General features: G+C 43.8%; 19 protein-coding genes, 3 pseudogenes and 1 riboswitch. Of the genes and pseudogenes, 3 read left to right on the top strand and 19 right to left on the bottom strand.

The window, feature by feature from the left end:
- Window positions 1-48 precede the first annotated feature (48 nt).
- From JCM19038_RS07575 to nagA, 10 genes and pseudogenes are all read right to left on the bottom strand, one after another.
- Window positions 49-1496 (bottom strand): annotated as a pseudogene (locus JCM19038_RS07575) (CoA-acylating methylmalonate-semialdehyde dehydrogenase).
- Entirely contained in the window at window positions 1493-2401 is a 909-nt protein-coding gene (locus JCM19038_RS07570) for an NAD(P)-dependent oxidoreductase (protein ID WP_042416257.1), read from the bottom strand. Before JCM19038_RS07570 ends, JCM19038_RS07575 begins: the two are co-directional and overlap by 4 nt.
- A gap of 14 nt (window positions 2402-2415) precedes the next feature.
- A complete protein-coding gene (locus JCM19038_RS07565; RefSeq protein ID WP_042416254.1) occupies window positions 2416-4032 on the bottom strand; it encodes an acyl-CoA dehydrogenase family protein in 1617 nt (538 codons plus the stop codon).
- Window positions 4033-4151: 119 nt separating this feature from the next.
- On the bottom strand, window positions 4152-5909 hold the full coding sequence (locus JCM19038_RS07560) for a sigma 54-interacting transcriptional regulator (RefSeq protein WP_238554319.1): 1758 nt from the start codon (window positions 5907-5909) through the stop codon (window positions 4152-4154).
- 108 nt (window positions 5910-6017) lie between these two features.
- Window positions 6018-7024: pseudogene (locus JCM19038_RS07555) on the bottom strand (NADP-dependent oxidoreductase).
- 109 nt (window positions 7025-7133) lie between these two features.
- Window positions 7134-8363 (bottom strand): D-alanine--D-alanine ligase family protein, encoded by a 1230-nt coding sequence (locus JCM19038_RS07550; protein ID WP_042416251.1) that lies wholly within the window; start codon window positions 8361-8363, stop codon window positions 7134-7136.
- A gap of 23 nt (window positions 8364-8386) precedes the next feature.
- Window positions 8387-9985, bottom strand: a complete 1599-nt coding sequence (locus JCM19038_RS07545) for a UDP-N-acetylmuramoyl-tripeptide--D-alanyl-D-alanine ligase (protein ID WP_042416248.1) — start codon at window positions 9983-9985, stop codon at window positions 8387-8389.
- Between the two features lie 4 nt (window positions 9986-9989).
- A complete protein-coding gene (locus JCM19038_RS07540) occupies window positions 9990-10760 on the bottom strand; it encodes an alpha/beta fold hydrolase (RefSeq protein WP_042416245.1) in 771 nt (256 codons plus the stop codon).
- 251 nt (window positions 10761-11011) lie between these two features.
- On the bottom strand, window positions 11012-11161 hold the full coding sequence (locus tag JCM19038_RS25385; RefSeq protein WP_081831679.1) for an amidohydrolase family protein: 150 nt from the start codon (window positions 11159-11161) through the stop codon (window positions 11012-11014).
- Window positions 11158-12012, bottom strand: a complete 855-nt coding sequence (gene nagA / locus JCM19038_RS07535; protein WP_081831678.1) for an N-acetylglucosamine-6-phosphate deacetylase — start codon at window positions 12010-12012, stop codon at window positions 11158-11160. The genes JCM19038_RS25385 and nagA overlap by 4 nt, the downstream gene beginning before the upstream one ends.
- Before the next feature lie 273 nt (window positions 12013-12285).
- On the opposite strand from nagA, the gene JCM19038_RS07530 reads away from it, so the two are divergent.
- Together JCM19038_RS07530 and JCM19038_RS07525 are read left to right on the top strand one after the other, a co-directional pair.
- A complete protein-coding gene (locus JCM19038_RS07530; protein WP_042359340.1) occupies window positions 12286-12564 on the top strand; it encodes a hypothetical protein in 279 nt (92 codons plus the stop codon).
- 111 nt (window positions 12565-12675) lie between these two features.
- The gene (locus JCM19038_RS07525) at window positions 12676-14028 is read left to right on the top strand and encodes an MFS transporter (protein ID WP_052361242.1); all 1353 of its coding nucleotides are present in this window, start codon (window positions 12676-12678) and stop codon (window positions 14026-14028) included.
- Window positions 14029-14051: 23 nt separating this feature from the next.
- Here JCM19038_RS07525 and JCM19038_RS22710 read toward each other — a convergent pair whose 3' ends face one another.
- From JCM19038_RS22710 to thiD, 3 genes are all read right to left on the bottom strand, one after another.
- Window positions 14052-14228 carry a hypothetical protein gene (locus JCM19038_RS22710; RefSeq protein WP_193745074.1) on the bottom strand — a complete coding sequence of 59 codons (177 nt, stop codon included), beginning with the start codon at window positions 14226-14228 and terminating at the stop codon, window positions 14052-14054.
- Between the two features lie 134 nt (window positions 14229-14362).
- A complete protein-coding gene (locus JCM19038_RS07520; RefSeq protein WP_052361240.1) occupies window positions 14363-15499 on the bottom strand; it encodes a DNA glycosylase AlkZ-like family protein in 1137 nt (378 codons plus the stop codon).
- Window positions 15500-15521: 22 nt separating this feature from the next.
- Window positions 15522-16325: a bifunctional hydroxymethylpyrimidine kinase/phosphomethylpyrimidine kinase gene (gene thiD / locus JCM19038_RS07515; protein ID WP_152549365.1), complete on the bottom strand. Its 804-nt coding sequence runs from the start codon at window positions 16323-16325 to the stop codon at window positions 15522-15524.
- Window positions 16326-16397: 72 nt separating this feature from the next.
- Window positions 16398-16503: riboswitch (TPP riboswitch) on the bottom strand.
- An 89-nt stretch (window positions 16504-16592) separates the two neighbouring features.
- On the opposite strand from thiD, the pseudogene cls reads away from it, so the two are divergent.
- A pseudogene (gene cls / locus JCM19038_RS07510) lies at window positions 16593-18039 on the top strand (cardiolipin synthase).
- A gap of 50 nt (window positions 18040-18089) precedes the next feature.
- Here the strand turns inward: cls and spoIIP are convergent.
- From spoIIP to JCM19038_RS07475, 6 genes are all read right to left on the bottom strand, one after another.
- Window positions 18090-19229: a stage II sporulation protein P gene (gene spoIIP, locus JCM19038_RS07505; protein ID WP_052361238.1), complete on the bottom strand. Its 1140-nt coding sequence runs from the start codon at window positions 19227-19229 to the stop codon at window positions 18090-18092.
- Window positions 19230-19702: 473 nt separating this feature from the next.
- Window positions 19703-20044 carry a YolD-like family protein gene (locus JCM19038_RS07495; RefSeq protein ID WP_193745073.1) on the bottom strand — a complete coding sequence of 114 codons (342 nt, stop codon included), beginning with the start codon at window positions 20042-20044 and terminating at the stop codon, window positions 19703-19705.
- A gap of 23 nt (window positions 20045-20067) precedes the next feature.
- Complete coding sequence (locus JCM19038_RS07490) at window positions 20068-21309, bottom strand: DNA polymerase IV (protein ID WP_042416231.1); 1242 nt, start codon at window positions 21307-21309, stop codon at window positions 20068-20070.
- Between the two features lie 215 nt (window positions 21310-21524).
- Window positions 21525-21995 (bottom strand): hypothetical protein, encoded by a 471-nt coding sequence (locus JCM19038_RS07485; RefSeq protein ID WP_042416229.1) that lies wholly within the window; start codon window positions 21993-21995, stop codon window positions 21525-21527.
- Window positions 21980-22633 carry an ABC transporter permease subunit gene (locus tag JCM19038_RS07480; RefSeq protein WP_042416226.1) on the bottom strand — a complete coding sequence of 218 codons (654 nt, stop codon included), beginning with the start codon at window positions 22631-22633 and terminating at the stop codon, window positions 21980-21982. The genes JCM19038_RS07485 and JCM19038_RS07480 overlap by 16 nt, the downstream gene beginning before the upstream one ends.
- On the bottom strand, window positions 22630-23379 hold the full coding sequence (locus JCM19038_RS07475) for an ATP-binding cassette domain-containing protein (RefSeq protein WP_042359335.1): 750 nt from the start codon (window positions 23377-23379) through the stop codon (window positions 22630-22632). Before JCM19038_RS07475 ends, JCM19038_RS07480 begins: the two co-directional genes overlap by 4 nt.
- Window positions 23380-23524: the final 145 nt, after the last annotated feature.

Here is a 23524-nt window from a genome sequence, read left to right as displayed (position 1 = left end):
AGAAAAGAAGCGTGACCTAGACGATGATGTCAGGTCACGCTTCTTTTCTTAAAACCAACGTTCCGTGACGACTTTTTTCCTCGTATAAAATTGAACCCCGTCTTTGCCATTCGTTCCCAAATCACCGAAAAACGATGCTTTGTTTCCTGCAAATGCAAAGAACGCCATTGGTGCTGGAACATTTACGTTCACTCCGACCATCCCTGCATCAATTCGATCGCGGAATGTCTGAGCAGACTTTCCACTCGACGTATAAATGACCGCCCCATTTGCAAATGGGGAAGCATTCGTAACTTCAATCGCTTCATCAAGATCTTTTACACGAACGATACTTAACACCGGCGCAAAAATCTCGTCTTGCCAAATCTTCATTTCTTGGGTCACATGATCAAATAACGTGGCACCAACAAAATAACCCGCCTCTACTTGATCTCCTTTTTCTCGCCCATCTACGAGTAGCTTGGCACCTGAGCGCACGCCATCATCAATATAGCCAAGTACCCGCTCTTTATGGGACTCCCGAATGAGAGGACCAACAAAGTTCTGATCATCGTGACCATCACCAACCGTTAAGGCTTTCGTCCGTTTCGTTAACTCATCAATAAATTCATTCGCAATGTCCTCAGTGACAACAACAACAGAACAAGCCATACAACGTTCTCCACTACTTCCAAATGCGGAACCAATGACCCCTTCAATAGTTTTGTCTAACTGACAATCAGCAAGTACCGTCGCATGATTTTTTGCACCTGCAAGTGCCTGGACTCGTTTTCCATGCTTGGTACCTGTTTCGTAAACAATTCGAGCTACCGGCTCTGAACCAACAAACGAAATCGCTTCGATGTCAGGGTGAGTGAGAATGCGGTTGACGACATCTTTCGCACCGTGCACAAGATTTAATACTCCTTTTGGAAATCCAGCTTCGTAAAACAGTTCTACAAGTCGCTCAGCAAGAACCGGTGTTCTTTCAGATGTTTTCAGTACAAACGTATTGCCACACGCAATTGCGAGCGGAAACATCCACAGCGGAACCATCATCGGGAAATTAAATGGCGTAATCCCAGCAACGACGCCAAGGGGATAACGCCAGATTGAACCGTCAATACCTCCAGCAATGCGCGGCAAAGCGTCTCCCATCATTAAGTTCGGGGTCGAAGTTGCGAGTTCAACAACCTCAATCCCTCGTTGCACTTCACCGTGTGCGTCTTTTAACGTCTTACCATTTTCAAGCGTAATAATGTCTCCTAATTCTTGTTTGTTTTCATTTAACAAGTGCAAATACCGAAACATGAGCCTTGCTCGCTCAGGTACAGGAACGAGTGACCACGTTTTATACGCTTCTTTTGAAGCTTCAACCGCTAAGTTACATCTTCTGCTGTTGAGATTGGCACTTTTGCAATTTCTTCACCTGTTGCAGGATTAGGCACAGATTCAAGATGTCCACCTACGGATTCTTGCCACTGATCATTAATATAATTGCGGATAGTTTTTGTCATGACGTTGACTCCTCTCGTTTTGCTTGAAATGTAATTTTTTGCTTGCCAACATGTTCATACAAACTTGCCATATCCTTTTCCCCATAGCCTGCGTCTTCAGCTTCCTCGTACACATCTAGAAGCACATTCGTCACCGGCAGGTCGAGTCCCACTTGTTCCATCGTTTCTTTTACAAAACCTAAGTCTTTTCGAAGGAGACTAAGCGTGAAACCCGGGTTGTAATCGTTCGTTGCCATAAACGTTTTATAGTTACGTTCATAAATTCGACTTTGACCGTAGCTCACATTCATCACATCAAATAATCCATCTAAGTTCATCCCTTGTTTCTTCGCAAGCGCAACAGCCTCGCTCACACCAGCCGTATAAAACCCGATGAGCAAATTGTTAATAAGCTTTGTCATCGTGCCACTACTGATTTTTTCGTCAATATGAAATACGTTTGCACCGAGCGTATCTATAATCGGTTTAGCATCCTGAAAGACTGAGGCTTTACCACCTGCCATAAACGTTAATGTCCGGTTTTCTGCACCGACAACCCCGCCGCTTACGGGCGCTTGCAGAAAGCGCACATTGTAGTCATTGGCCACCTTTTCTACATTTTCGTTGTTCTCTGGAGCAACCGTGCTCGTATCGATGAGAAGCACACCGGGCGCTGCGTGACGGATTAAACCATCTTCTGCTAAATACACATGTTCATACGCAACAACTGAAGGTAAACTTGTCATCACTACGTCACACGTCTTAGCTAACGATTCAACCGACTGCCCGACTTGCCCACCGAGTGCTTCGAACCGTCGCTCCATTTCCGGATTTAAGTCTAATCCGTACACGTCGTATCCAGATTCGAGTAGATTCCTGCTCATCGGATAACCCATATTTCCAAGTCCAATAAATCCGATTTTCATTTTCAATTCCCCCTTCACGTTGTGTAGCGTTTACGATCAATCACGAGTTCTGCAATGTGTCGCTTCACCTTCATCACGTTACTTGGAGTCGGGACATTCAGCTTCAATTCCGGCGCCGGTTGTTCAATGGCTTGATAGACACGTTGCACGATGCTTTGCACTCGTTGAAATCCTTCTTCAAGTACGACTAGCGTAATGTTCCTTTTCTGGTCACTTTCTTTTGTTCTGGATCGCAAATACGAAGACCTCATCATTGAAATTGTTCCGTACCCATCTGCGATCCACCTTAGAACTTCTTGCTCACGTTGCTCAGGCTTGTCAGTAAGCGCTTTCAACATTTGCGTATAAATCGTTTCAGCAGCAACGATCCATTGTCCAAGTTCATCTTGTGCATGTGACACGTTGACTTGACGTTTCAACACTGCTTTTGCTGCAGCGAGACGATTGATCTCATTCGTACCTTCAAAAATACGATTAATACGCGCATCTCGGTATAAACGCTCAACTTCATATTCTTGCATATACCCATAACCACCATGGATTTGCACCGCTTCGTCTGTCGTAAATGCCAACACTTCGGAAGCAATTGTCTTACACATGGCACAATCTGCGATAAACAATGCCAACACACTTGAGTGATCGTGATCCCCATCTGACTGAAGAGCTTCGTCTAAGCGACTTGCCGTTTGGTACGCATAACTTTCAATTGCATAGATTGCCGAAGTCACTTCTGCAAGTTTCTCTTGGATTAACGTAAACGACGCAATGGGAGATTGAAATTGAACGCGCTCCGTCGCATATGTGGTTGCCAAATATAGCGCTCGCTTCGCTGCACCGATATTATTAAACGCCAATTTCAAACGGGCTAAGTTTAACGTATTGAGTGCAATTTTGTGACCTTTTCCTAGCTCCCCTAAAACGTGCTTTTCTGTCACAACAACTTGATCAAGCAGAAGTGTCGCTGTTGATGAACCTTTAATGCCCATCTTCTTCTCTTCTGGTCCGATTGAAACGCCTTCCATCGTGCGTTCCACAATAAAAGCAGTCATACCTTCTGAAGTCTGAGCAAATACAATGAATACGTCCGCAACATGAGCATTCGTTATCCATTGCTTTTCACCAGTGATCCGATATTCATTTTTCTCTTTATCAAAGACCGCTTTCGTTTTCCCATTTAACGCATCTGATCCTGCTTCTGGCTCCGTTAATGCATAGGCGCCAATCCATTCTCCTGAAGCAAGTTTCGGTAAGTACATCGACTTTTGCCACTCTGTACCGTAATACATATATGGAGTCGTCCCTACCCCCACATGAATGTTAAACGATACACTAAACGATCCACCGCCGTTCCCAACTTGTTCTGCAACGACACCCGATAGCCGTTTACCAAGACCTAATCCCCCGTATGCCTCCGGTACCTCTACGGCTTGTAAACCAAGTTCACCAGCAGCCTGAAAGCACGTCTTTATCCAAGATTGGTCTTGTTGCTCCGTTTTCTCTGGGTGTTGTAAGGGATAACCCTCAACAAACTGTTCTGCTGTCTTTATGATCATTTGCTCTTCACTCGTACGTTCTTCCGGACTGAACGAAGAGTCATCAAGAGTTCCTCCAAAAAGCATGCTCGAATTCATCAAATGAATGGCCTCCTTTCCATACTTAATAAGCAAAGTCTGTGCCAACATTTGAATACGGTGAAACAAGGCACCGCACGGTTGAAAATGTCTAAATGTATAGACACTGTCGATCCTTATTAAACAGAAAGACCATACTTAGCCAACTTGTTGTATAACGTAGCTCTAGAAATCCCTAATTGCTTTGCTGCCTCAGACTTATTGCCTTTCGCTTCCTTAAGCGCCTCGTAAATGAGTTCTTGATCAGAGATTGGTGGAGGCATGGATGAAGCCGTAATGAACGTACGCTGCATCAGCTCTTTCGGCAAATCTTGTTCACTAATAATGGACCCTTCAGAAAGAACATACATTCGCTCAAGGTAATGAAACAATTCACGTACGTTACCTGGCCAGCTATACGCAAACATGCGCTCAAGCACTGCTTTCGTGAGCGTTTTCTTCTGAAAACCTGATTGTTCACGGAGTTTCAAATGATGAGCAATCAATAATGGAATGTCTTGCTTCCGTTCTCTTAACGGTGGAATTTCAATGTGAATTACGTTCAAACGATAATACAAATCTTCTCGAAATGTGCCTTGCAACATTTTTGCTTTAAGGTCTTGATTCGTCGCTGCAACTAAGCGAAAGTCTACGTGAACAGGTGTCGAACCACCAACCCTTTCCACTTGCTTCGTCTCTAATACACGTAAGATTTTCGCCTGAGATTCAAAGGGCATGTCACCAATCTCATCAAGAAACAACGTCCCCCCGTTTGCAAGCTCTACTTTCCCCACTTTCCCTTCTGAACGCGTCCCAGTAAATGCCCCTTTTAAATAGCCGAACAACTCCGACTCAAACAAACTTTCTGGAATGGCAGCACAATTCACTGCAACAAACGGACCTTTCTGATGATGACTCTTATGGTGAATCGCATGAGCAAAAGGTTCCTTTCCAACCCCTGTTTCCCCTGTTAGCAATACAGGCACCTCGGTAACTGCCGCTTTTCTGCCTATTTTCTTCGCACTAGCAATTGCAGGACTTTCTCCAATAATATCTTCAAAGCGAACACTCACGTTGCTTTCAGTATGTTTGTGCCAACGACTCTCTTCAATGGCTGCCGCTTGCGGAATGCGCTCTAACCGTTGCAACGTTTCTTCTAGTTCAGTCTTCCCTTCAAACACGAGCATACCAACTGCTCCGATGATTTCTCCTTCTTGCCACATCGGCAACCGATGGACGACGAGTTCTTGACCTTGCAGACGGTGTGCTTGACTACGTTCAGGCACACCCGTCTTTAAGACAACCGGAATCCTTGTATTCTCGATCACTTCTTCAACTGGCCGACCAATCGCTTCTTCCTTCGTTACCCCGACAAAGCGGCTATACGTTTCATTAAACACTTGAATGATGCCTTTGTGATCGACAATCACGACGCCCTCATAAGCCGTATCCAGACTAAGCATTAACCATCGATTCATCTGCCTTTGTTTCTCTTCTTGCTCCTCAAGATAATGGGTAAATGCAAGCCGTTCTTCCATACCAATCACTCCAGAAAGGACACCACTCTCGTGATGCACAACGTATAATAATGACTCTTTACGTTCTCGTAGTGAGCAGTGTTCATCTACAATCGCATGTGGTCGTTCGATCACGTTCGCCACCGTTTGTTGGTCATCATCACTTCGTAAACAACGCCATATTCGAATGATTCCTAAAAAACGTCCTTCCTCTACTACGGCCATTTCTGATTGCTCTTGCATTGTCATCATTGACTTGGCTTCTCGTATCGTCATCGTTACGTCAATCGTAGTCGGTTGAATATTCATCCACTGACCACAATGATTTCGAGTATGAAGGAGCATACGCTTCCCTTCTTTCGTTAATAGTTGACGACTCATAAACTGTCAAAGTCTTATGTATAGTTGTTTAGACACTGTACGAAAAATCCCTTTATTCCACATACAAAAAGCCCAAAGGTAACTACCTTTGGGCGAAATAAATTCACGCTATTCCTCGGATACTTTTACGAGCTGTTTGCCAATGTTCTCGCCTTTAAAAAGACCAATAAACGCTTCTGGAACTCGTTCAAGCCCTTCATGAATCGTTTCTTCGTATTGAAGTTCACCTGCTTCAACGTAACTTGCTAACGCTTTGTAGGCTTCTTGGAACTGATCTTCAAAATCACGAACGAGGAATCCTTGCATCTTCACACGAGCTTTTACGAGAAAACCTTGCACTCGCACCCCGATATCTCTCTCTCCTTTTTCGAGATTGTACGAGGAGATCGATCCACAAACCGGCACACGAGCAAATGTGTTTAAGTGGGGCAGAATGTGATCGCTAATCTCTCCACCTACATTTTCAAAGTATACATCAATGCCATCGGGGCAGCGCTCTTTTAGAACTTCTTTCAGATTATCGGTTTTATAATTAATCGCTTCGTCAAAACCGAGGGATTTAATGTAATTGCTTTTTCCTCTGATCCGACGATTCCGATCACACGGGCCCCTTTAATCTTAGCAAGTTGTCCTGCAACTGAACCGACCGCACCTGCAGCACCTGAAATGACGACCGTTTCTCCTTCTTTCGGTTCACCAATTTTATACATACCAAAGTATGCTGTGAGTCCAGGCATTCCAAGTACACCGAGTGCCGTAGAGCTTGAAACACCGTGTAAATCAAGCTTACGAACCGCATCAGCATCCACTGTATTGTATTCTTTCCATTCCAACATCCCCGTCACAACGTCACCTTCTTGAAGGTCACTTGAATGACTCTTTGTTACAACAGCCACGATCCCGCCGTTTAATGGCTCTCCAACTTGAAATGGAGCCGTATATGATTTCGCATCGTTCATTCTTCCTCGCATGTACGGATCGACTGAGAGGTACAACGTTTTAAGTTGGACCTCCCCTTCAGTCGGTTGAACAACATCTGTTTCTTCATACTGAAACGTGTCGCTTGTTGGCATTCCGTTCGGTCGCTCTTTAAGTAGAATTTGTTGCTGTTTCATGATCTTCCTCCTTTTCTTCTTCTGTTCCTCGTTTTTGACATCATTAAACAACGTGCCACCTTGATCATTCGCCAAAAGGCACAAAAAAACCTGTTGAATAATCAACAGGTTATCGTTTGCTTCCACCCTTGCTGCCGCCTTTTCCGCCGCCTCCACCTTGAAGAGAGAAAAGGTTCGAATCAATCGAGAACGTTAGTCTCTCACGATCTCGTTGACGCTTAAGAGCTAATTGAATCAAGTCATTGGTTAGCGTTTGGAAATCTTTATCCGCCGCTTCCCATAAATAAAACGACAATGATCCAGGAATTGTATTAATTTCATTCACGTAAATGGTATCGTTCGCTTCGTCTTTCATAAAATCAATTCGCGAAACGCCACCACATCCGAGTGCTTTAAACGTTGATACTGCAAGTGTTTGGATCTGCTCTGTTTCTTCGCCTGAGATTGGGGCAGGAATAATACGATCTGTACTTTCCATTCCGCCACCCATCGATTTAGAACCACTGCCACCTTTACTTCCACCTCTTGAGCTACCTTGGTATTTATCCGCATAACTCAAAATGTCTTCGGTCTTTAATACTTCTTCAATGACAGATGCTTCTGCTTCGTCAGTATCCCCTAATACGGAACAGTTCATTTCCTTAAGGTCCGTGATTAAAGGTTCAACGATTAGCTTCGATGCGTACTCAAGCGCCTCTTCAATGGCAATTTCCAAGCTTTCTTGATTGCGGGCAACTCCAATTCCTACGCTCGAACCTAAGTTTGCTGGTTTAACAATCGCAGGCAAACCAATCTCTTCTTCAATTCGCTTTACAATCGACGCTGAATCCTCTTGCCACTCACGGTTATAGAACCAGACATCGTTTAGTACAGGCAACTTTTCGTTACGAAGCACTTGCTTCATCGTCACTTTATCCATACCAAGAGCGGATGCACCGACATCACAGCCAACATATGGAATATTCATCAGTTCAAATAACCCTTGAAGTCCTCCGTCTTCTCCAAACGTCCCATGTAGGACAGGAAAAGCGACATCGATCTGACTAACTTCACGCTTTCCAAAACGAGGGGCTGGGTTCTTCTGTAAGATGATCCCACCATTGTCAGCCGCTACTGGGATAACTGGTGTTGCTTCGCTTAAAAGAGCCTTTAAGTCTTTGTATGCTTCAATATCTGTTAACTTCTCACCTGTATACCACGTGCGATCCTTACTAATGTAAATCGGAATGGCTTCGTAGCGATCAGCATCCATCGCATGAATGGCTTGCAAACCGGAAATAACCGATACTTCATGCTCGACGGAGATGCCGCCAAAAAATACACCTACTCTAGTTCTCACGTTTTCTCATCTCCGTTCTTTATCTACTCTAAAAACGTATCTGGTAGGTCGTTTTCAAGTAAAACAACCGAAGGCTCTGACGCTGTTACTTTCCTCATCACGTCTAGTGCTTCTTGTAAATTGGAAGCGACGTGATACTGCTCTTCTGGGTATCCAGCTTCTTTGAGACCATCTTGAAGGTGAACCGTTTGTTTTTTACCGACAAGAATAATGTAATCACACACCTCAGCTGCATGCATACCGAGACGTTTGTTCAATTCGTACTCTTTATCACCAAGTTCAATCATCCCCGGTGTAATGAGCACCTTCTTCTCTGGCATATAACCGAGTACTTCTACTGCCATCTTTGAACCTGTCGGATTGGAGTTGAAGCTATCATCAATAATCGTTAACTTGTCGCTTGTTTTCTTGAGCTCTAGACGGTGTTTCACCGGCGCTACCCCTTTAATTGCACGCGCAATCGTTTCAAGAGGAATATTCTTCTCAGCACCAATCGCAATAGCTGCTAGGATGTTATAGATGTTGTGTCGGCCAAGGAGTTTCGTTTGAATCTCGGCACTCGTTCCATCGTATTTGTGAACGGTAAATGTTGTACCTTTTCCAGAATAAGAAATGTCGGTTGCGCGGTAATGCAAGTCTTCTGCATCAATACCGTAATACATCGTCCGAACATTGTTCATCTGTTGATACGATTGGATATTCTCATCGTCTTTATTTAAGAAAGCTGTCCCGTCATGAGGAAGCGTCTCAACGATCTCAAACTTCGTCTTCTTAATCGTATCTAGAGTCTTAAACGTCTCTAAATGCTGTTCTCCAATTGCAGTTACGATTCCGTATTTATGGTTTACAAGTGTGCAAATCTCTTCAATATCATGCTCTTGTTTTGCACCCATCTCTGCAATGAACAACTCATGGTATGGCTTTAAATGTTCCCGAATCGTTCTAGTAACACCCATTTTTGTGTTGTAGCTTTCTGGTGTCATCAGAACATTATATTTACTAGATAGAACGTCTTTTAAAATATGTTTTGTACTCGTTTTCCCAAAACTACCCGTCACACCAATCACTTCAAGGTGCGGCATGCCTCTTACGATGCGCTCTGCATCATGGAAATAGTATTGGTTGATCTGACTCTCAATTGGTAACGTGATCACATTCGCAATCATTACAAAGAAATACGCAATAAACGTAGCAATCGTAAGGAGAGCAATAAGCGCTGCCATCGAGAAGCTGTCTCCAGAACTTATCCAAACTGCGCAAATGGCAAACAAGACGTACAATATGGCGATCGCAGCTAAAAGACGCTTCACTCGAGGGGTATACACGAGCTTTTTCTTCTCTTCAAATTGTGGCCTCATGACCGTGAGTAACGCAAACAAAATGACAGCAATCGCAGACATCACATAAAACGACACAGCCTCAGAAAACGGCAGTGCAACGAGCGCGAGTACTGGCACTAAATCTACAAATCGAAAGGCCTTTAAAGGCGTGCCTTTCATCCATCGAAAATATCGTTCATTTCGATAAGAGTTTAATTGAAGCATATGGACATTGCGTTTTACCCGTATGGCCGTATACAGCGCCCAAGCAATGAGTAGCAATACAATGAGCAAAGTTTCCATACGTCTAGTGGGCCTCCTTGTCTTTTTCCAGGAAATTGTTGACGATAATCAAGAATTCTTGGAGGTTATCAAGGTATGCAAAATGCCCAGCGCCTTTCAAAACGACGAGCCCCGAATTAGGTATTAACTTTTCCATCGTTTGACCATGAGAGACTGGTGTATCATCATCCTTCTCTCCCCAAACGAGCAATGTTGGCACCTGAATCTTCGGCATAAGGTGTTGCAAGTCTTCATTGACAACCTTCACGAGTGTTTGTTGCATAATTCCTGATACGTTTTGATAATCTGTCGATCCCACTTTTTTCTTCATCTTTGTAAGGATCTCGTCTTTTTTAGATCGTAAACCTGGTAAGCTTAATAATTTTTTTGCGGTTTTAAATGAATATACTTTAACGTAATAATTGAATTTGCGTTTTGGTTTTACTCCAGCACTGTCAACGAGGATGACTTTGTGTACCGGGTATTTTGTCGCGTATTGAATTGAAATTCGTCCACCATTTGAATGTCCGACAAGAATCGGATCTTCAATATTATGATGTTCGATAAAATTTCGAAGCCATTCTGAATAGTCGTATGATCCCCACGGCTCTGGCGGTTCTTCACTTTCTCCAAATCCCGGTAAATCAATCGACCATACTTTAAAGTGTTTTTCTAAGTTTGAATGAACTGGTGAAAAAGCTTGAATATTAGCTCCCCAACCGTGCAAGAGCAGGACGTCCTTCCCTTCACCTGTACAATGGAAATGAACCTGCATTCCATGAATATCTGTAAACACGCATAAACGCCCCATTCTATAGTAGAAACATAGGTATTCGTTACTGTTGAACGCTCATTTCTTTATCATACCACATTTTTATTTTACACGATGCTCTCGATTTGCAAAAGGTGTGATCTCCTCATTTAAACCTATGTCACGAGATTGCCATCTGTGCTGAACGCCTCTATGACTTTAGCAAAAAAACTTCTCCATCAACAGATGCAGAAGCCTTATTTCTTTTCATCGTTTACGAGTGTTGGACGAATCTCTTAATGCCGTTTATACACTCTATGACCTCCACACCACGTCTCGGTGAGTTGATCGTTTTGGTAAACCACAAAGTCTGCATCACAGTTTTTAGCAATGCGTCCCTTTTTCGTAGTGATTTGCAAAGACTTAGCTGCGTTATACGAAGTCATTCGTACAATCTCTTGCCACGTTGCCCTGTAATTGAACGCATTTTATCAACTGCATCATTCATTTTGAGTACACTCCCGGCAAGCCTTCCGTCTTCTAATCGCGCCTGACCATTCGAGACGATCACTCGCTGTCCACCAAGTTCATAATTTCCATCACCCAATCCTTTCGCTCGCATTGCATCAGTAATCAAGATGAGCTGTTTTGCACCAATCGCCCGATACGCCGCACGAATGGCTCCTTCATGAACATGATGACCATCAACGATTAACTCACTCAACAGACGATCATGGGATAACGCCGCCCCGACGACACCAGGTTCACGGTGATGCAAACCACTCATTCCATTAAAAAGGTGTGTAACGTTTGCGTCGCATTCTTCTTGTTCTAAAAAAGTTAAGACGTCATCGTACGTGGCATTTGAATGACCGATCGACGTTCGTACGCCTTCTTTTTGCAGTTGTTTGTGAAGTTCTGTGGCACCTGTAAGTTCAGGGGCGAAGGTGACGATTTTAATTTTACCTTGTGCGAACCGTTGGAACGTTTCATATTGGGGGACGCTCGGTAATTGAAGGTGTTCAAATGGCTGGGCGCCACGCTTTGATTCAGAAAGAAACGGACCTTCTAAATGAATACCTAGCATTGTCGCCACTCCGTTTTCTTCTTTATAAGTCGCCGCCTTATGAAGCGCTCGACTTGTCTGTTCTACAGAACTTGTCATTGTCGTCGCAACGTAGGATGTGGTGCCTTCTTCTGGTAATCGCTTGCCTAATCGCGCATAAACTTCATCCGCACCATCCATCACATCCACCCCGTAACCTCCGTGAATATGAAGGTCAATAAACCCAGGCAAAAGAAACGATGACTCATCAAGTGATAACGTTCCACCCCTTTGAACTGCTTAGAGGTTAAACCTTGGCCCACGTCCGCAATCTTTCCTTGTTTCACATAAATGTACCCCTTGCTCCAAGCTGAGCGATGATTCATGATTGTTGGTCCGTGTATGATAAACGACTCCATGTGCCACACCTCTTTCTCACGTTACGATATCACGCTTTAAATTTTTTAGGTTTGAGGAAAACCTGTCCGGGGAACAATTTTACTAGATACAAAAGGAGGCTACACCATGAAAGTAGATGCACTATATGCTGATGGCGGCAAAGCGATTACATTCCGTACTGGTGAATTAACCATACATGAAAATGATCAATGGAAAGGAACATTCCACCAAGTTGAAGAGCAGAGCTTGATGTTTGATGCAGTGAGTACGAAAAAGCCGATGATGTTTAAGTTTGAAACGAGTGGCGGTACGTATGAAGGGCAAGGATTCGTTGCAGACATCGATAGTGAGAAGACTGAGAACATCATTCACATTGAAAGTAACGGCAACCTTACAAAGCAATAAATTCGGTAGAGGCTTCCAATTTCGGGAGCCTCTTTTGTTTAGGCTCTCGAAACTTTTCCGTGTTTCTCCTCGAAGAAAGCGTTATGATAAAAAGTGGAGGAGGAGAAATTTATGGAAATGTCCCCCAGTCATAAAAAGAACCTCGTGCGGTTACTTGCAATTTTACTTACGTTTACAGTCATTAACGGTACGATGTTTAATGTTACGATTCCAGACATCGCCGAATCATTTAACTTAATGCCATCACAAGTGAGCTGGGTAATGACCGGCTATATTCTCGTTTATGCGATCGGTTCAGTCATGTACGGAAAGCTTGCCGATGTGATTCCATTAAAGCGCTTACTTACGATTGGTATCATTCTATTTTCCTTTGGTTCCATTTTAGGGTTTTTATCACCGAACTACACGACACTTTTAATTGCGAGAATCCTTCAAGCTTTAGGTGGGGCGGCTATTCCAGCTCTCGGATTTATTATTCCTTCACGCTATTTCACGCATGATCGCGGTAAGGTCTTTGGCATCATTTCATCCACGGTTGCCTTTGCATCTGGAGTAGGACCGATTGCCGGCGGATTAATTGGTGGCTTTTTAGACTGGCGCTTTTTATTTCTCGTTCCAGCAAGCGCAGCACTTGCCATTCCATTATTTAGACGATGGTTACCTGATGAAGAAGTTCGCTCGCAAAAAATTGATTATTTCGGCGCCGTACTCGTTGCGATTTTCGTTGCCTCACTCTTGCTGTTCGTAACAATGCTCATTTGGAGCTTATTGATTATTTCAATTATAGCTTTTGCCTTACTCGTCTTTCACATTAACCGAGTGGACTCACCGTTTATTGATCCTGTACTCCTGAAAAACCGACGTTATACGATCACGATTTTTACAAGTTTTCTCGGAACGAGTGTCATGTTCGGTCTCATCTTTGTTTTGCCGATTATGATGCGTGACTTGTATGACGCAACTACACTTGGAATTGGTCTATTGCTCTTTCCAGGTGCAATGGCAGCAGGAATCTTCGGGCGCTTTGGCGGAACACTAATCGATAAAAAAGGAAGCATTTATGTCCTACGGATCGCGCTTTTACTCGTTGCTATTGGCGTTTTCTTTATTAGCGTATTCACTAGTTCATCCTTGCTCCTCTTAGGTAGCGCTGTGTTTATCGCCTACATCGGCTTCCCGCTATTGCAAAGCGCAACAGCCAACTTGTTGTCTCATATGTTAACAAAAGAAGAAACCGGCGTTGGCATGGGGCTTTTTAACTTGTCCAATTTCATTTCTGGCGCTTTTAGTTCAGCCATCTTTGGAAGTATTCTAGACCTTGAAGGCATGACATTTTCAATCAACCCATTAAACGCTCACGGCGACCATGCGATTTATAGCAACTTGTATCTCGTACTTTCAATCGTAGCTGTGTTTGCTCTGCTCATGTTCTTCGCGTTTTATAATCGATCAAAAAAAGCATAAGACTATTCTTATGCTTTTTTATATTAATCATATCTTTTACAATCGCAATATTCACACACAATATAGCCTTGTCCATCATAAGCGAGTAACTCCTCTGCTGTTGCGACAAATTCTTTCTTATTGATGCTTTTATGCTGACATGCATCCTTTACGTACCTCATGTTGTGGAGCACTTTCTGGTCATGGTCCAATAAATACACGTTGTGGCCCCTTTCATATTGCTCCGAACGATTAGTTTTATCCTAGTTCTAATATATCATTAATTACAACATTATTCAGTGCCCATTCAAATAGGGAAAGAAGTAACCCTCGTTCTATAAGAATGAGGGTTACTTTAGCTTTCAAGAACATGAATGTCTTGTGCACCGAGACGCTCAGCAAATGCGCGCAACGCCATTCCTACTCGCGGCTGCTGAACCACACCTTCAAAACTCCGGACATGAAGGACCTGTTTCTCTCGGTCAAGCCACGGGTCAATACGACCGATTAACTGATCGTCGACGAGCACTGGCATTGTATAAGGACCGTAACGACGCTTAGCTTTCGGCACGTAAATTTCCCATCGATACGTCATGCCAAACAAATCTTCAACTCGAGAACGACTCCAAAGAAGTGGATCGAGGGGTGGCAAGAACATGACACGTTCATTTGTTAACTTTGTACGAGTAAGTTCTTCTGCGTCTTCTTCTAGAACATAATAGTCCCTAGATGCTCCTTCAATCACCACTTTGACGAGCTCGTGGTTCTTCCATTTGTCATGTACAATTCGCTTCCGTTTGGCCGCACTGAATTTCTGCCAGCCAAACCTCGCATCTCTCGGGTCAATCAAACGATAAGCCCGCATGTATTTTTCTAAGAGAAGGCGGTCAGCCTCATCACTAGATATACGCTCAGCCTCTTGTTGTACCGCTGCTGGAATTTGCTTCTCCGTAAGTGCAAAGTGCCTCGTACTCCCCGTTCTCCCACTCACTTGGATCTCGCCACATTCGAATAAAATCCTCAGCGCGTGTGTCGTTTCCTTGGTCGTTGCTTTCGTCGGATCATCCCAACCGCCAACAACTTTGCGATCACTAAAAAACGCTTGCGATGGCTTTGGTCCTTCATCAGCTAGAAGTGTGACAATCTTCCTCATCGCATCACTGTATTGCGCCTGCTCTTCTTGCCACCGTGTTCGTATGCGTTCACGTACCCCCTTTAAAAGAGGATAGTCTTCCATCGGCAAAAGGCATGCTGCATTCGCAAAATGTTCAAACGCGAGCTTTTGCTGGAGCAACTGTCCGTAATCACCATTGTGATACGATTCATTCCTGTTCATAAATACGAGGTGATGGTTGCGCTCAACGACAGCGACCGGATCCAGTTGAACCGCTTCCAATGTTGTTAACGTTTGAAGAGCACTGGAACAATGCGGAAGTAACTTCTCAATTAAAAATTGACGTGCAACCGTTGGTGTTACATGAAGCTCTTCCACCATCATTCCTCCTTATTAGTGGCTACTTAGTCGTTAATCGGTGTCCCCAATGATTTGTTGGACCTTGGCCTTTACCAATCTCTAGTGGATTACTAATGGCACTCGTAATAAACGACTTTCCGTGCTCAACGGCTTGATTCAACGAATCTCCTTCAGCAAGACGTGCCGTAATGGCAGCTGCATACGTACAACCACTTCCGTGCGTATGTTTCGTATCAAAACGTTTCGCAGAAAACTTCAGAAACTCTGTCCCGTTGTACAAATAATCGTCTGCTTCACCTTTGTAGTGTCCACCTTTGATTAAAGCGGCTTTCACGCCGTATTCTTCTACGAGTATACGCCCTGCTTCCTTCATATCTTCAATCGTTTCAATCGTAAGCCCGGTTAACGCTTGGGCTTCAGGCAAGTTTGGTGTGACTAATGTGGCTAGCGGCAATAGTTCTTCTTTTACCGACTGACGAGCTTCTTGTGAAATCAACTCGTGACCACTAGATGCAACCATTACAGGGTCAAGAACATACTGACTCACATTGTATTCCTTTAGTTTCTTTGCCACGATGGCAATCGCAGAAGGATTGGAAAGCATGCCTGTCTTAACTGCATCTGGACGTATATCTTCAAACACTGCATCAATTTGACTTTCGATAAATTCTTCATGCATATCGACAAAAGACCGCACGCCAAGCGTATTCTGGCTCACAACCGATGTAATAACACTCATCCCAAATACACCGAGTTCTTGAAACGTCTTTAAGTCTGCTTGTATACCGGCTCCCCCTGTAGGGTCAGTGCCTGCAATGGTTAGTGCTTTTGATACCATATCAATGCTCCTCCTCGTGATGCGCAAATAAAAAAAACTCCTGGTCAACACAGAAGGAGAAGGGCTTAGACACACAGATGTGCATACCATCCACTTTCCTCCGCCGCTGTACGGATCAGGTTCAAAGGGTTTTAAGCTTTCGCTGTCTCTCAGCGCTCCATTTCGCGCACCCCTAGTGGTCTATTTTCGTTCATTTTAGCATACATATTATAAGATGTATGCAAATTAACATGATACGATATGAACGTATACCTAAAAAGAAGGGGGATACATATGGACATTATTTCAATTTTACTCAGCTTACTCGTCCTTCTGAACATCATGTTAGCTGCTGTAATCGTCTTTATGGAACGTAAAGACATTCATGCTACTTGGGCTTGGCTCTTGATCTTAATGTTTCTCCCATTTATCGGATTCATTCTTTATTTAATTCTTGGTCAGAACTTAAGCCGTAAACGCCTTTTCAATTGGGATGGCATCGAGAAGATCGGTCTTAAAGACAGCATCGACACACAACTCCGCCAAATTGAAGATGGCAGTTATCACTTTCACAGTGACACAGCCAAAAACAATGTAAACCTGATCACATTGCTCCTTCGAAGTGATGGTGCACTACTCACTCAGGACAATGATATTGACGTTTTCACAGACGGCATTGATAAGTTCTCAGAGTTAATTACGGACTTAGCCGCTGCGAACGATCACATTCATTTACAGTATTACATCTTTCGAAATGATAGCATCGGCAAGCGAATCATTGCTTTATTAACAGAAAAAGCGCTTGCAGGTGTACAAGTCCGCGTCCTATACGACGACATGGGTTCAAGGAAACTTTCAAGAAAGCACTTTCGCTCACTCATTCGAGCAGGTGGCGAAGTCGGTGTTTTCTTCCCGTCACGCATTCCTTATGTAAACTCACGATTAAACTATCGCAACCACCGTAAAATCGTCGTTATCGATGGTGAGATTGGTTATGTCGGTGGCTTTAACGTTGGGGATGAATACCTCGGTCGCACGAAGCGATTTGGCTATTGGCGCGATAGCACCTTAGACTACGAGGATCTTCTGTGAAGGCTTTACAAACCCGCTTTATTTTAGATTGGAATCAAGCGAGTAAAGACCAGCTCATCGAATACGAAGATCATTACTTCCCACCTGTTGAGACGAAAGGTGAGCTCGCTACGCAAATCGTATCCAGCGGACCGGATACTGAATACGAAGAAATCAAAAACGGGTATATTAAAATGATTACATCGGCAAAAGACTCTGTCTACATTCAGACTCCCTATCTGATTCCAGATGCAAGCTTACTTGATGCCCTTCGTATTGCAGCGCTCGCTGGCAAAGATGTGCGCATTATGATCCCTAATAAGCCTGACCATATCTTTGTTTATTGGGCGACTTATTCATATATGGGTGAGTTACTGAAAGCAGGCGCCCGCTTCTTTATTTACGATGCTGGTTTTATCCACGCTAAAATGATCGTTGTTGATCGAAGCGTCGGTTCAATTGGTACTGCCAACATTGACGTTCGTAGCTTCCGTTTGAACTTTGAGTCAACGCCTTCTTGTATCATGATGCGATCGGTAAAAAGCTTGCAGCGATTTTTGAACATGACCTTGAGCAATGTTCTGAAATGACCGCACAACGGTACCGAGATCGAGGGGTGTGGATTCGGTTTAAAGAGTCGATTTCACGTTTGTTATCGCCAATCTTATAAACCTTACCTACTTTAAAAGAAGCAAAGGTTTGACCCTTTGCTTCTTCGCGCTATTCTTCTCCCTCAAGCTGTTCATAGATGTACTCTTGGATGACGTCAGCCATAACGTCAGCACTACGGTGTAGCTCTTCAAAATTATTGTCAACGCCACCAAACTCAATCAGTGTAGAGTTCGGGGAAAGATCTTGATTGTAAATTCCATTTACACCCGCTCCCCCACTTGCAATAACCCCTCGGCTAAGTCCTGGGTAGCGATCCTCCAAACGATGATGCAATTCAGTCGCCATTGCTAAATTACGTTCATAATTCGGATGATCTTGACCAATTACAAACATCGTACGCGCATAGCTTTCTCCGTTAATCGTTGCTGTAGTGATGTCTTTCGGTTGTGAATCGCGATGAATATCAAAGAAAAACTCTAAGCTCTCGTTATTGTCAATCGCTTCAGTTACGATCTCCCTCGAGACATCGTAAGACTGACTGTAAGAAAGGCCACGCTCATGCAATCGACTCTCAATGGAATGCTCAGACACTTCAACTGGCAAATCGTAACTTCGGAATTGTTCACCTAGGTATTTCCCTAATTGAACGATGTTAATTTCGGAATGGTTCGCTACATCGCCTTCAATCTCAGGCAAAAACGACTCCGTATCATGGGTGTGTACGATATGGATGATCGGATCATCATCTGCGTCGATGTCAACATTCGGCCCTTCCTCTTCTTCACCTTGAGGAGTTGCAGGATACGTTTCGTCATACCATCCAGGTGGTGGTGCCGACTCCATCGGCATCGTCGTATAATCTGTTCCTTCACCGGCAACGATAATTTCTGCATCAAACGCAGAAAAGCCTGGCACTTCTCGACCTAATAATGTTCTCGGTTCTTGCAAGTTAATGCTTGTCGTCAATTCAAATGCAAGTTGTGTTGCACTTGGCAATTCGGTATGTGTTTCGCCCATTTGGAAATAACGATTCTCTGTTCCAATAACGTGTACGAACCAATCAGCTTGTACATCGCTGACCCAACTATGAATTGTAGACGATGAAAAGTGCTTTTCTACTTCTGTTGTTGTCATAACGAATATCATCACAAAGGTAATGACAATGACCGCAATGATTGCAAGCATAACGAGTTGCAGTTGTTTGAGCATTCTTGCGATCACTTTCGCCATCGTTGTAGATCCAATCACAGCCTGTCCTCCTGACTTGCAAAGACTATAACTGAGTCTATGTCTAGAAACCGTTCACTAGAACAGGGCTCATCCTTTTCACCGTGATTGAGTCTTTCCGCTTATAAAAGGTACGATCTTATTGGTTTTTGAACGCAACATTTAGAAACTAACGTCATAGAGGTGATAACGTTGACTGAACATGATCACATACTTGAAAGGCGCTTTCAAACCGAAGGGATTCTCTGGGTCACTCTTCTATGTGTAGCCCTTCCAACATTCAGCCTTTGGAACCGTCCATTTATGACTATCCACCTCCACCTCGCACTAGAATCAATCATTTACATTCTCTTAGGTACGATCTTCCTCATAAAAAGACACAAGAATCGGATACGAAAGCGCAATACGATAGCGTTTATCTTCTTAACACTTACCATCGGTTCTTATTCACTCACAGCCATTGCGATTCTTTCCTTCTTCACCACTTAGCCTCATTAACAAAGCTCAACATGGACGAGAGAATGGAACTTCACGTAATGAACATCTTCTGTCGCACTAACGATATGAAACTGTTTTTGGGCATGATTCAAATAGTCGCAACGCCCTTCTACTTCATGAAATTCCCCATCGTAATAATACGTAAAAACAACCGGCCGGTTGTACGTCATCGCTTCTGATAATGTGAATTCATACTCAAGCCACTGTTGTTCATCAAGCATGGGTTGTTCAACTTTCTTTCGTGCCTCTCGCTCTTGAAGCCAAGCCTCTCGGTATTCAGGCAAAATCATGCGAGACGACTCCCATCGCATGTTCGAATTCGGGGTCAACTTATTCATCATGGTCATCCTTTCACGTTTAATTATTTATAGTGGCCGCCAAGCTTCTTCGCCCGAATGCGCGCTTGCCCACCCGCAGTTAGCGACGTCGCATGGAGCACCGCTTCCGATCCGTATCGATATTTGAGACGGTCAACTGTCACGTTTAACTTCTCTCGGTCCACATCATCCCGGAACAAACTGAGCTGTCGGCACTCATCACTTACGAGACCATCTAGACTGATCCCAAGACTCCTCACCGCATCCCGGTTCCAATGCCTTAAAAACAAGTGTTTGACAGCTTCATAGATCACTTTACCGTCATTTGTAACATCTGGTAATTTCATCTGACGATGAAATCCTGATGGCTGTTGAAAATGGTTGTGGCCACGCGCTCCCGCCGTAACCGTCCCTCCGAGGTATCCATTCACTCGTACACGTCTGGCTACTTCTTCTGAAAGCTCCAATAATACCGTCTTAATCTCATCCCACGTCCGGTAATCTCTCGGCAACGTCATGTTATGGCCAATTGCTTTACGCCGAATGTGTGTATCCACAGTAACTGGGGCTTCGTCTTTCCCATGTGCTGTACGCCACAACACTTCTCCGTTAATCCCCCAACGCTTTTGTAGATCCGCTAGCTCTGACTTCGCTAACTGACCGATGGTGCGAATTCCAACATTCAAAAAGTGTTGATTCATTCGCTTTCCAACCCCAAACAGCTTCCCGATTGGAAGGGGCCAAAGCTTCTCTTGTAGATTCACCAAGTTCAATGTGAAAATCCCATTATCTTGCTTCTTCGAGAAGTGATCACAAGCCATTTTAGCGAGCACCTTATTCGGACCGATGCCAACCCGGGCAATCATTCCTGATTCCCTGCGAATCTTGGTAATGATCTGTTCCGCCACTTCTTCAGCAGTTATGCCAAGCCTCGGCAACGCGTACGTCATTTCCACGAAGATCTCATCAATGCTATACGGTTCAACAAGGTCGGTATACACTTCAAGTGAAGCCGCAATTGAAACCGAAACGTCCAAGTACAGTTGCATACGCGGTCGAACGACAACGAGGTCGGTACACTTCATTTCTGCTTCCCAAAGTGCTTCTGCTGTCTTGACGCCTCGTTTCTTAGCAGTCGGGCATGCAGCGAGAATAATTCCACTACGGATCTTAGGATCCCCAGCAACTGCAACCGGTTTGTTCTTTAACTCTGGGTGTTCAATCTTTTCTATATTTGCGTAAAACGACTGCATATCAATGAGAAACACGACCCGCTCCATGACCATCACCTTCTCACAAACGTATGTTCTTGTTAGTAGTATACCCGAACGAACGTTCTTATACTACTAGAAATTATTCCCCACACAAAAAACTGAAACGCAAATGCGTTTCAGTTTTTTCAATAGGTTTGGGATATATGTGGGGATTTTAATACGTTTAGGTTTATTCCAAGAACAAAATCCCCTCATAAACCGCTATAGCAGATAGATCTTCATTGTCATTAACTATGCCCAAGCGCGTATTTATCTTTTTTGAACATGCGGTTTGTAATCATGTAGATCACAGATACAATAAACATCGTTGAACTAATCGTAAGCACATAATCACCTAACGTTAATACATTCGCACCGGCGAAATCAAACACCACAAGCGTAATGTTAATCGGCGGAATCAACAACATCCAAGAACTCCACGCCGTTGCAGGAACGATCATCGCGACGAACGGTCCAATCATCCACACGATCGATACAGGAGAAAATAAATTTTGCATATCTTTATACGAATCTGTCAGCAAACTAAACCAGACGAGAAGTGCTGAATTTAGCGCAGAAAAGGCAACAACTGCAAGGAACAAGAGAATATACTTACTTAGCGGAACAGCTGCTAAAATTTGTTCCACTTCGGTAAAGTAAATCATCATCAGAACGATAACCAACACGACCGACAGCAAACTACTTAAGATCGTATACAAGAAAACGACCATCGACTCGCGAAAAAGATACGCGCGCGGGAAAGAGGTATCATTAAAAGCGGTTCCATCGTTCGTTTTTCTTTCTCACCGGCAAACATGTCTGCTGCTGCAGGCAGTCCACCCGCTGCAACCGTCAAAAGAAAGATAAATGCGAGCATGAATCCCATGCTTCCATCGCCACCCTCACCGAGAAAGTCACGATCCCATTCGTATATCGATGGTCCATTTTCTTCAATCCCTTGTGAGGTGACCCATGCATCTAGACTTTCACGTTCATAGTCAATCCACATTTCCATGAGTTGTTGCGCTGCTCGCATGCCACTATTGCCAAAGTCTCCACGAGCCGTTAACGTGTTTCCTTCTAAAACAATTGCAAAATCATACGCACCGTCTAGCAATTCTTCGTTGATCGTATCACTAACTGTGAGATGCCAATGTTCTCGTTGCTCCTCTTGAAAGGATTCAATTAGACCCGCATCAATGTTTTCATCAATGCCAATGTGAACATCCGAGGTATTAAAGAAGCTGAAGAAGAAAACAAGAGCGAAGACCGAAATCATTGGAATCGCCGTCGTAAAGAACACCGTTCTACGATCACGATACGTATCTTTCATTTCTTTAAGAATCATCGTCATCATGTAACACGACCTCCTCTAGCGAGCATCGCCATCAAGATCATGTTCATGTCGGTCGTTTCTTCTTCTTTATATAAGTTTTGAAGGCTTCCGTGATAAAGCACAGCACCTCGGTGCAAGATCACCACATCATCACAAAGCATATCCACTTCTTCCATTAAGTGTGTCGAAAACACAATCGTTTGTTGATCTCGTTTTAGTTGCAAGATTTTCTCGCGAAACATATTCGCAGAAGTAATATCTAGCCCCGTTGACGGTTCATCAAGCAAGTAAATGGACGGGTTATGAATCATTGCCCGCGAGATGGCCACTTTTTGCCGCATCCCTTTAGAGAGCTTGCGAACCCGTTTGTTCAAAAAGTCACGCATCCCTAATTCATTGCTCAACTTCGTAATCCGCTGCTTCGTCTCTTGCTTTGGAATAGCATATAGCTTAGCGAAGTACTCCAAGTGCTCTCTTGCAGTTAGACGATCATATAGACCTGTATCACTACCAAAGTGCACACCGATGGAGCTCCTTTGACGATGATTATTAAGGTCAAATGGCACACCGTCTAATGCAACTTCGCCGCCGGTTGGTTCATACAAGCCAGACAATAAGCGAAGAAGCGTCGTTTTTCCCGCACCATTCTCCCCAAGCAACGCCGTCACCTTCCCTTGTTCGAAGGTGATGGAGATGTCACGGAGCACCCGGTGACTTTGGTTATGTTTTTCATAAAATGTCTTGTGAACATTCGTAAGCGTAATCATTGTAGAGGCTCCTTTTAGAGAAGTTCCTAGCCCTAGTATATACGAGCACTACTGAAAACCTACAAATATGTCGCAAAGCGTTCGAATCGTGTTATGTCTTTGCTATAATGGGGAATATACTAAAAAAAGTTAAAGTAGGGGTCGT

The sequence above is a fragment of the Geomicrobium sp. JCM 19038 genome (genome assembly GCF_000698125.1).
GTDB lineage: Bacteria > Bacillota > Bacilli > Bacillales > Marinococcaceae > Geomicrobium_A.
Note: the sequence above shows the minus strand (reverse complement) of the source record. Positions and strands in the feature narration are given on the sequence as shown.

What these genes read in the sequence shown, in the direction of transcription:
- JCM19038_RS07490 (WP_042416231.1), bottom strand. Translation starts at nt 21,309, where the DNA reads ATGGTCATGGAGCGGGTCGTGTTTCTCATTGATATGCAGTCGTTTTAC.
- JCM19038_RS07545 (WP_042416248.1), bottom strand. Translation starts at nt 9,985, where the DNA reads ATGGAAACTTTGCTCATTGTATTGCTACTCATTGCTTGGGCGCTGTAT.
- JCM19038_RS07530 (WP_042359340.1), top strand. Translation starts at nt 12,286, where the DNA reads ATGAAAGTAGATGCACTATATGCTGATGGCGGCAAAGCGATTACATTC.
- JCM19038_RS07495 (WP_193745073.1), bottom strand. Translation starts at nt 20,044, where the DNA reads ATGAATAAGTTGACCCCGAATTCGAACATGCGATGGGAGTCGTCTCGC.
- JCM19038_RS07525 (WP_052361242.1), top strand. Translation starts at nt 12,676, where the DNA reads ATGGAAATGTCCCCCAGTCATAAAAAGAACCTCGTGCGGTTACTTGCA.
- JCM19038_RS07565 (WP_042416254.1), bottom strand. Translation starts at nt 4,032, where the DNA reads ATGAATTCGAGCATGCTTTTTGGAGGAACTCTTGATGACTCTTCGTTC.
- JCM19038_RS25385 (WP_081831679.1), bottom strand. Translation starts at nt 11,161, where the DNA reads ATGACTTCGTATAACGCAGCTAAGTCTTTGCAAATCACTACGAAAAAG.
- JCM19038_RS07570 (WP_042416257.1), bottom strand. Translation starts at nt 2,401, where the DNA reads ATGAAAATCGGATTTATTGGACTTGGAAATATGGGTTATCCGATGAGC.
- JCM19038_RS07560 (WP_238554319.1), bottom strand. Translation starts at nt 5,909, where the DNA reads ATGAGTCGTCAACTATTAACGAAAGAAGGGAAGCGTATGCTCCTTCAT.
- JCM19038_RS07475 (WP_042359335.1), bottom strand. Translation starts at nt 23,379, where the DNA reads ATGATTACGCTTACGAATGTTCACAAGACATTTTATGAAAAACATAAC.
- JCM19038_RS07480 (WP_042416226.1), bottom strand. Translation starts at nt 22,633, where the DNA reads ATGATGACGATGATTCTTAAAGAAATGAAAGATACGTATCGTGATCGT.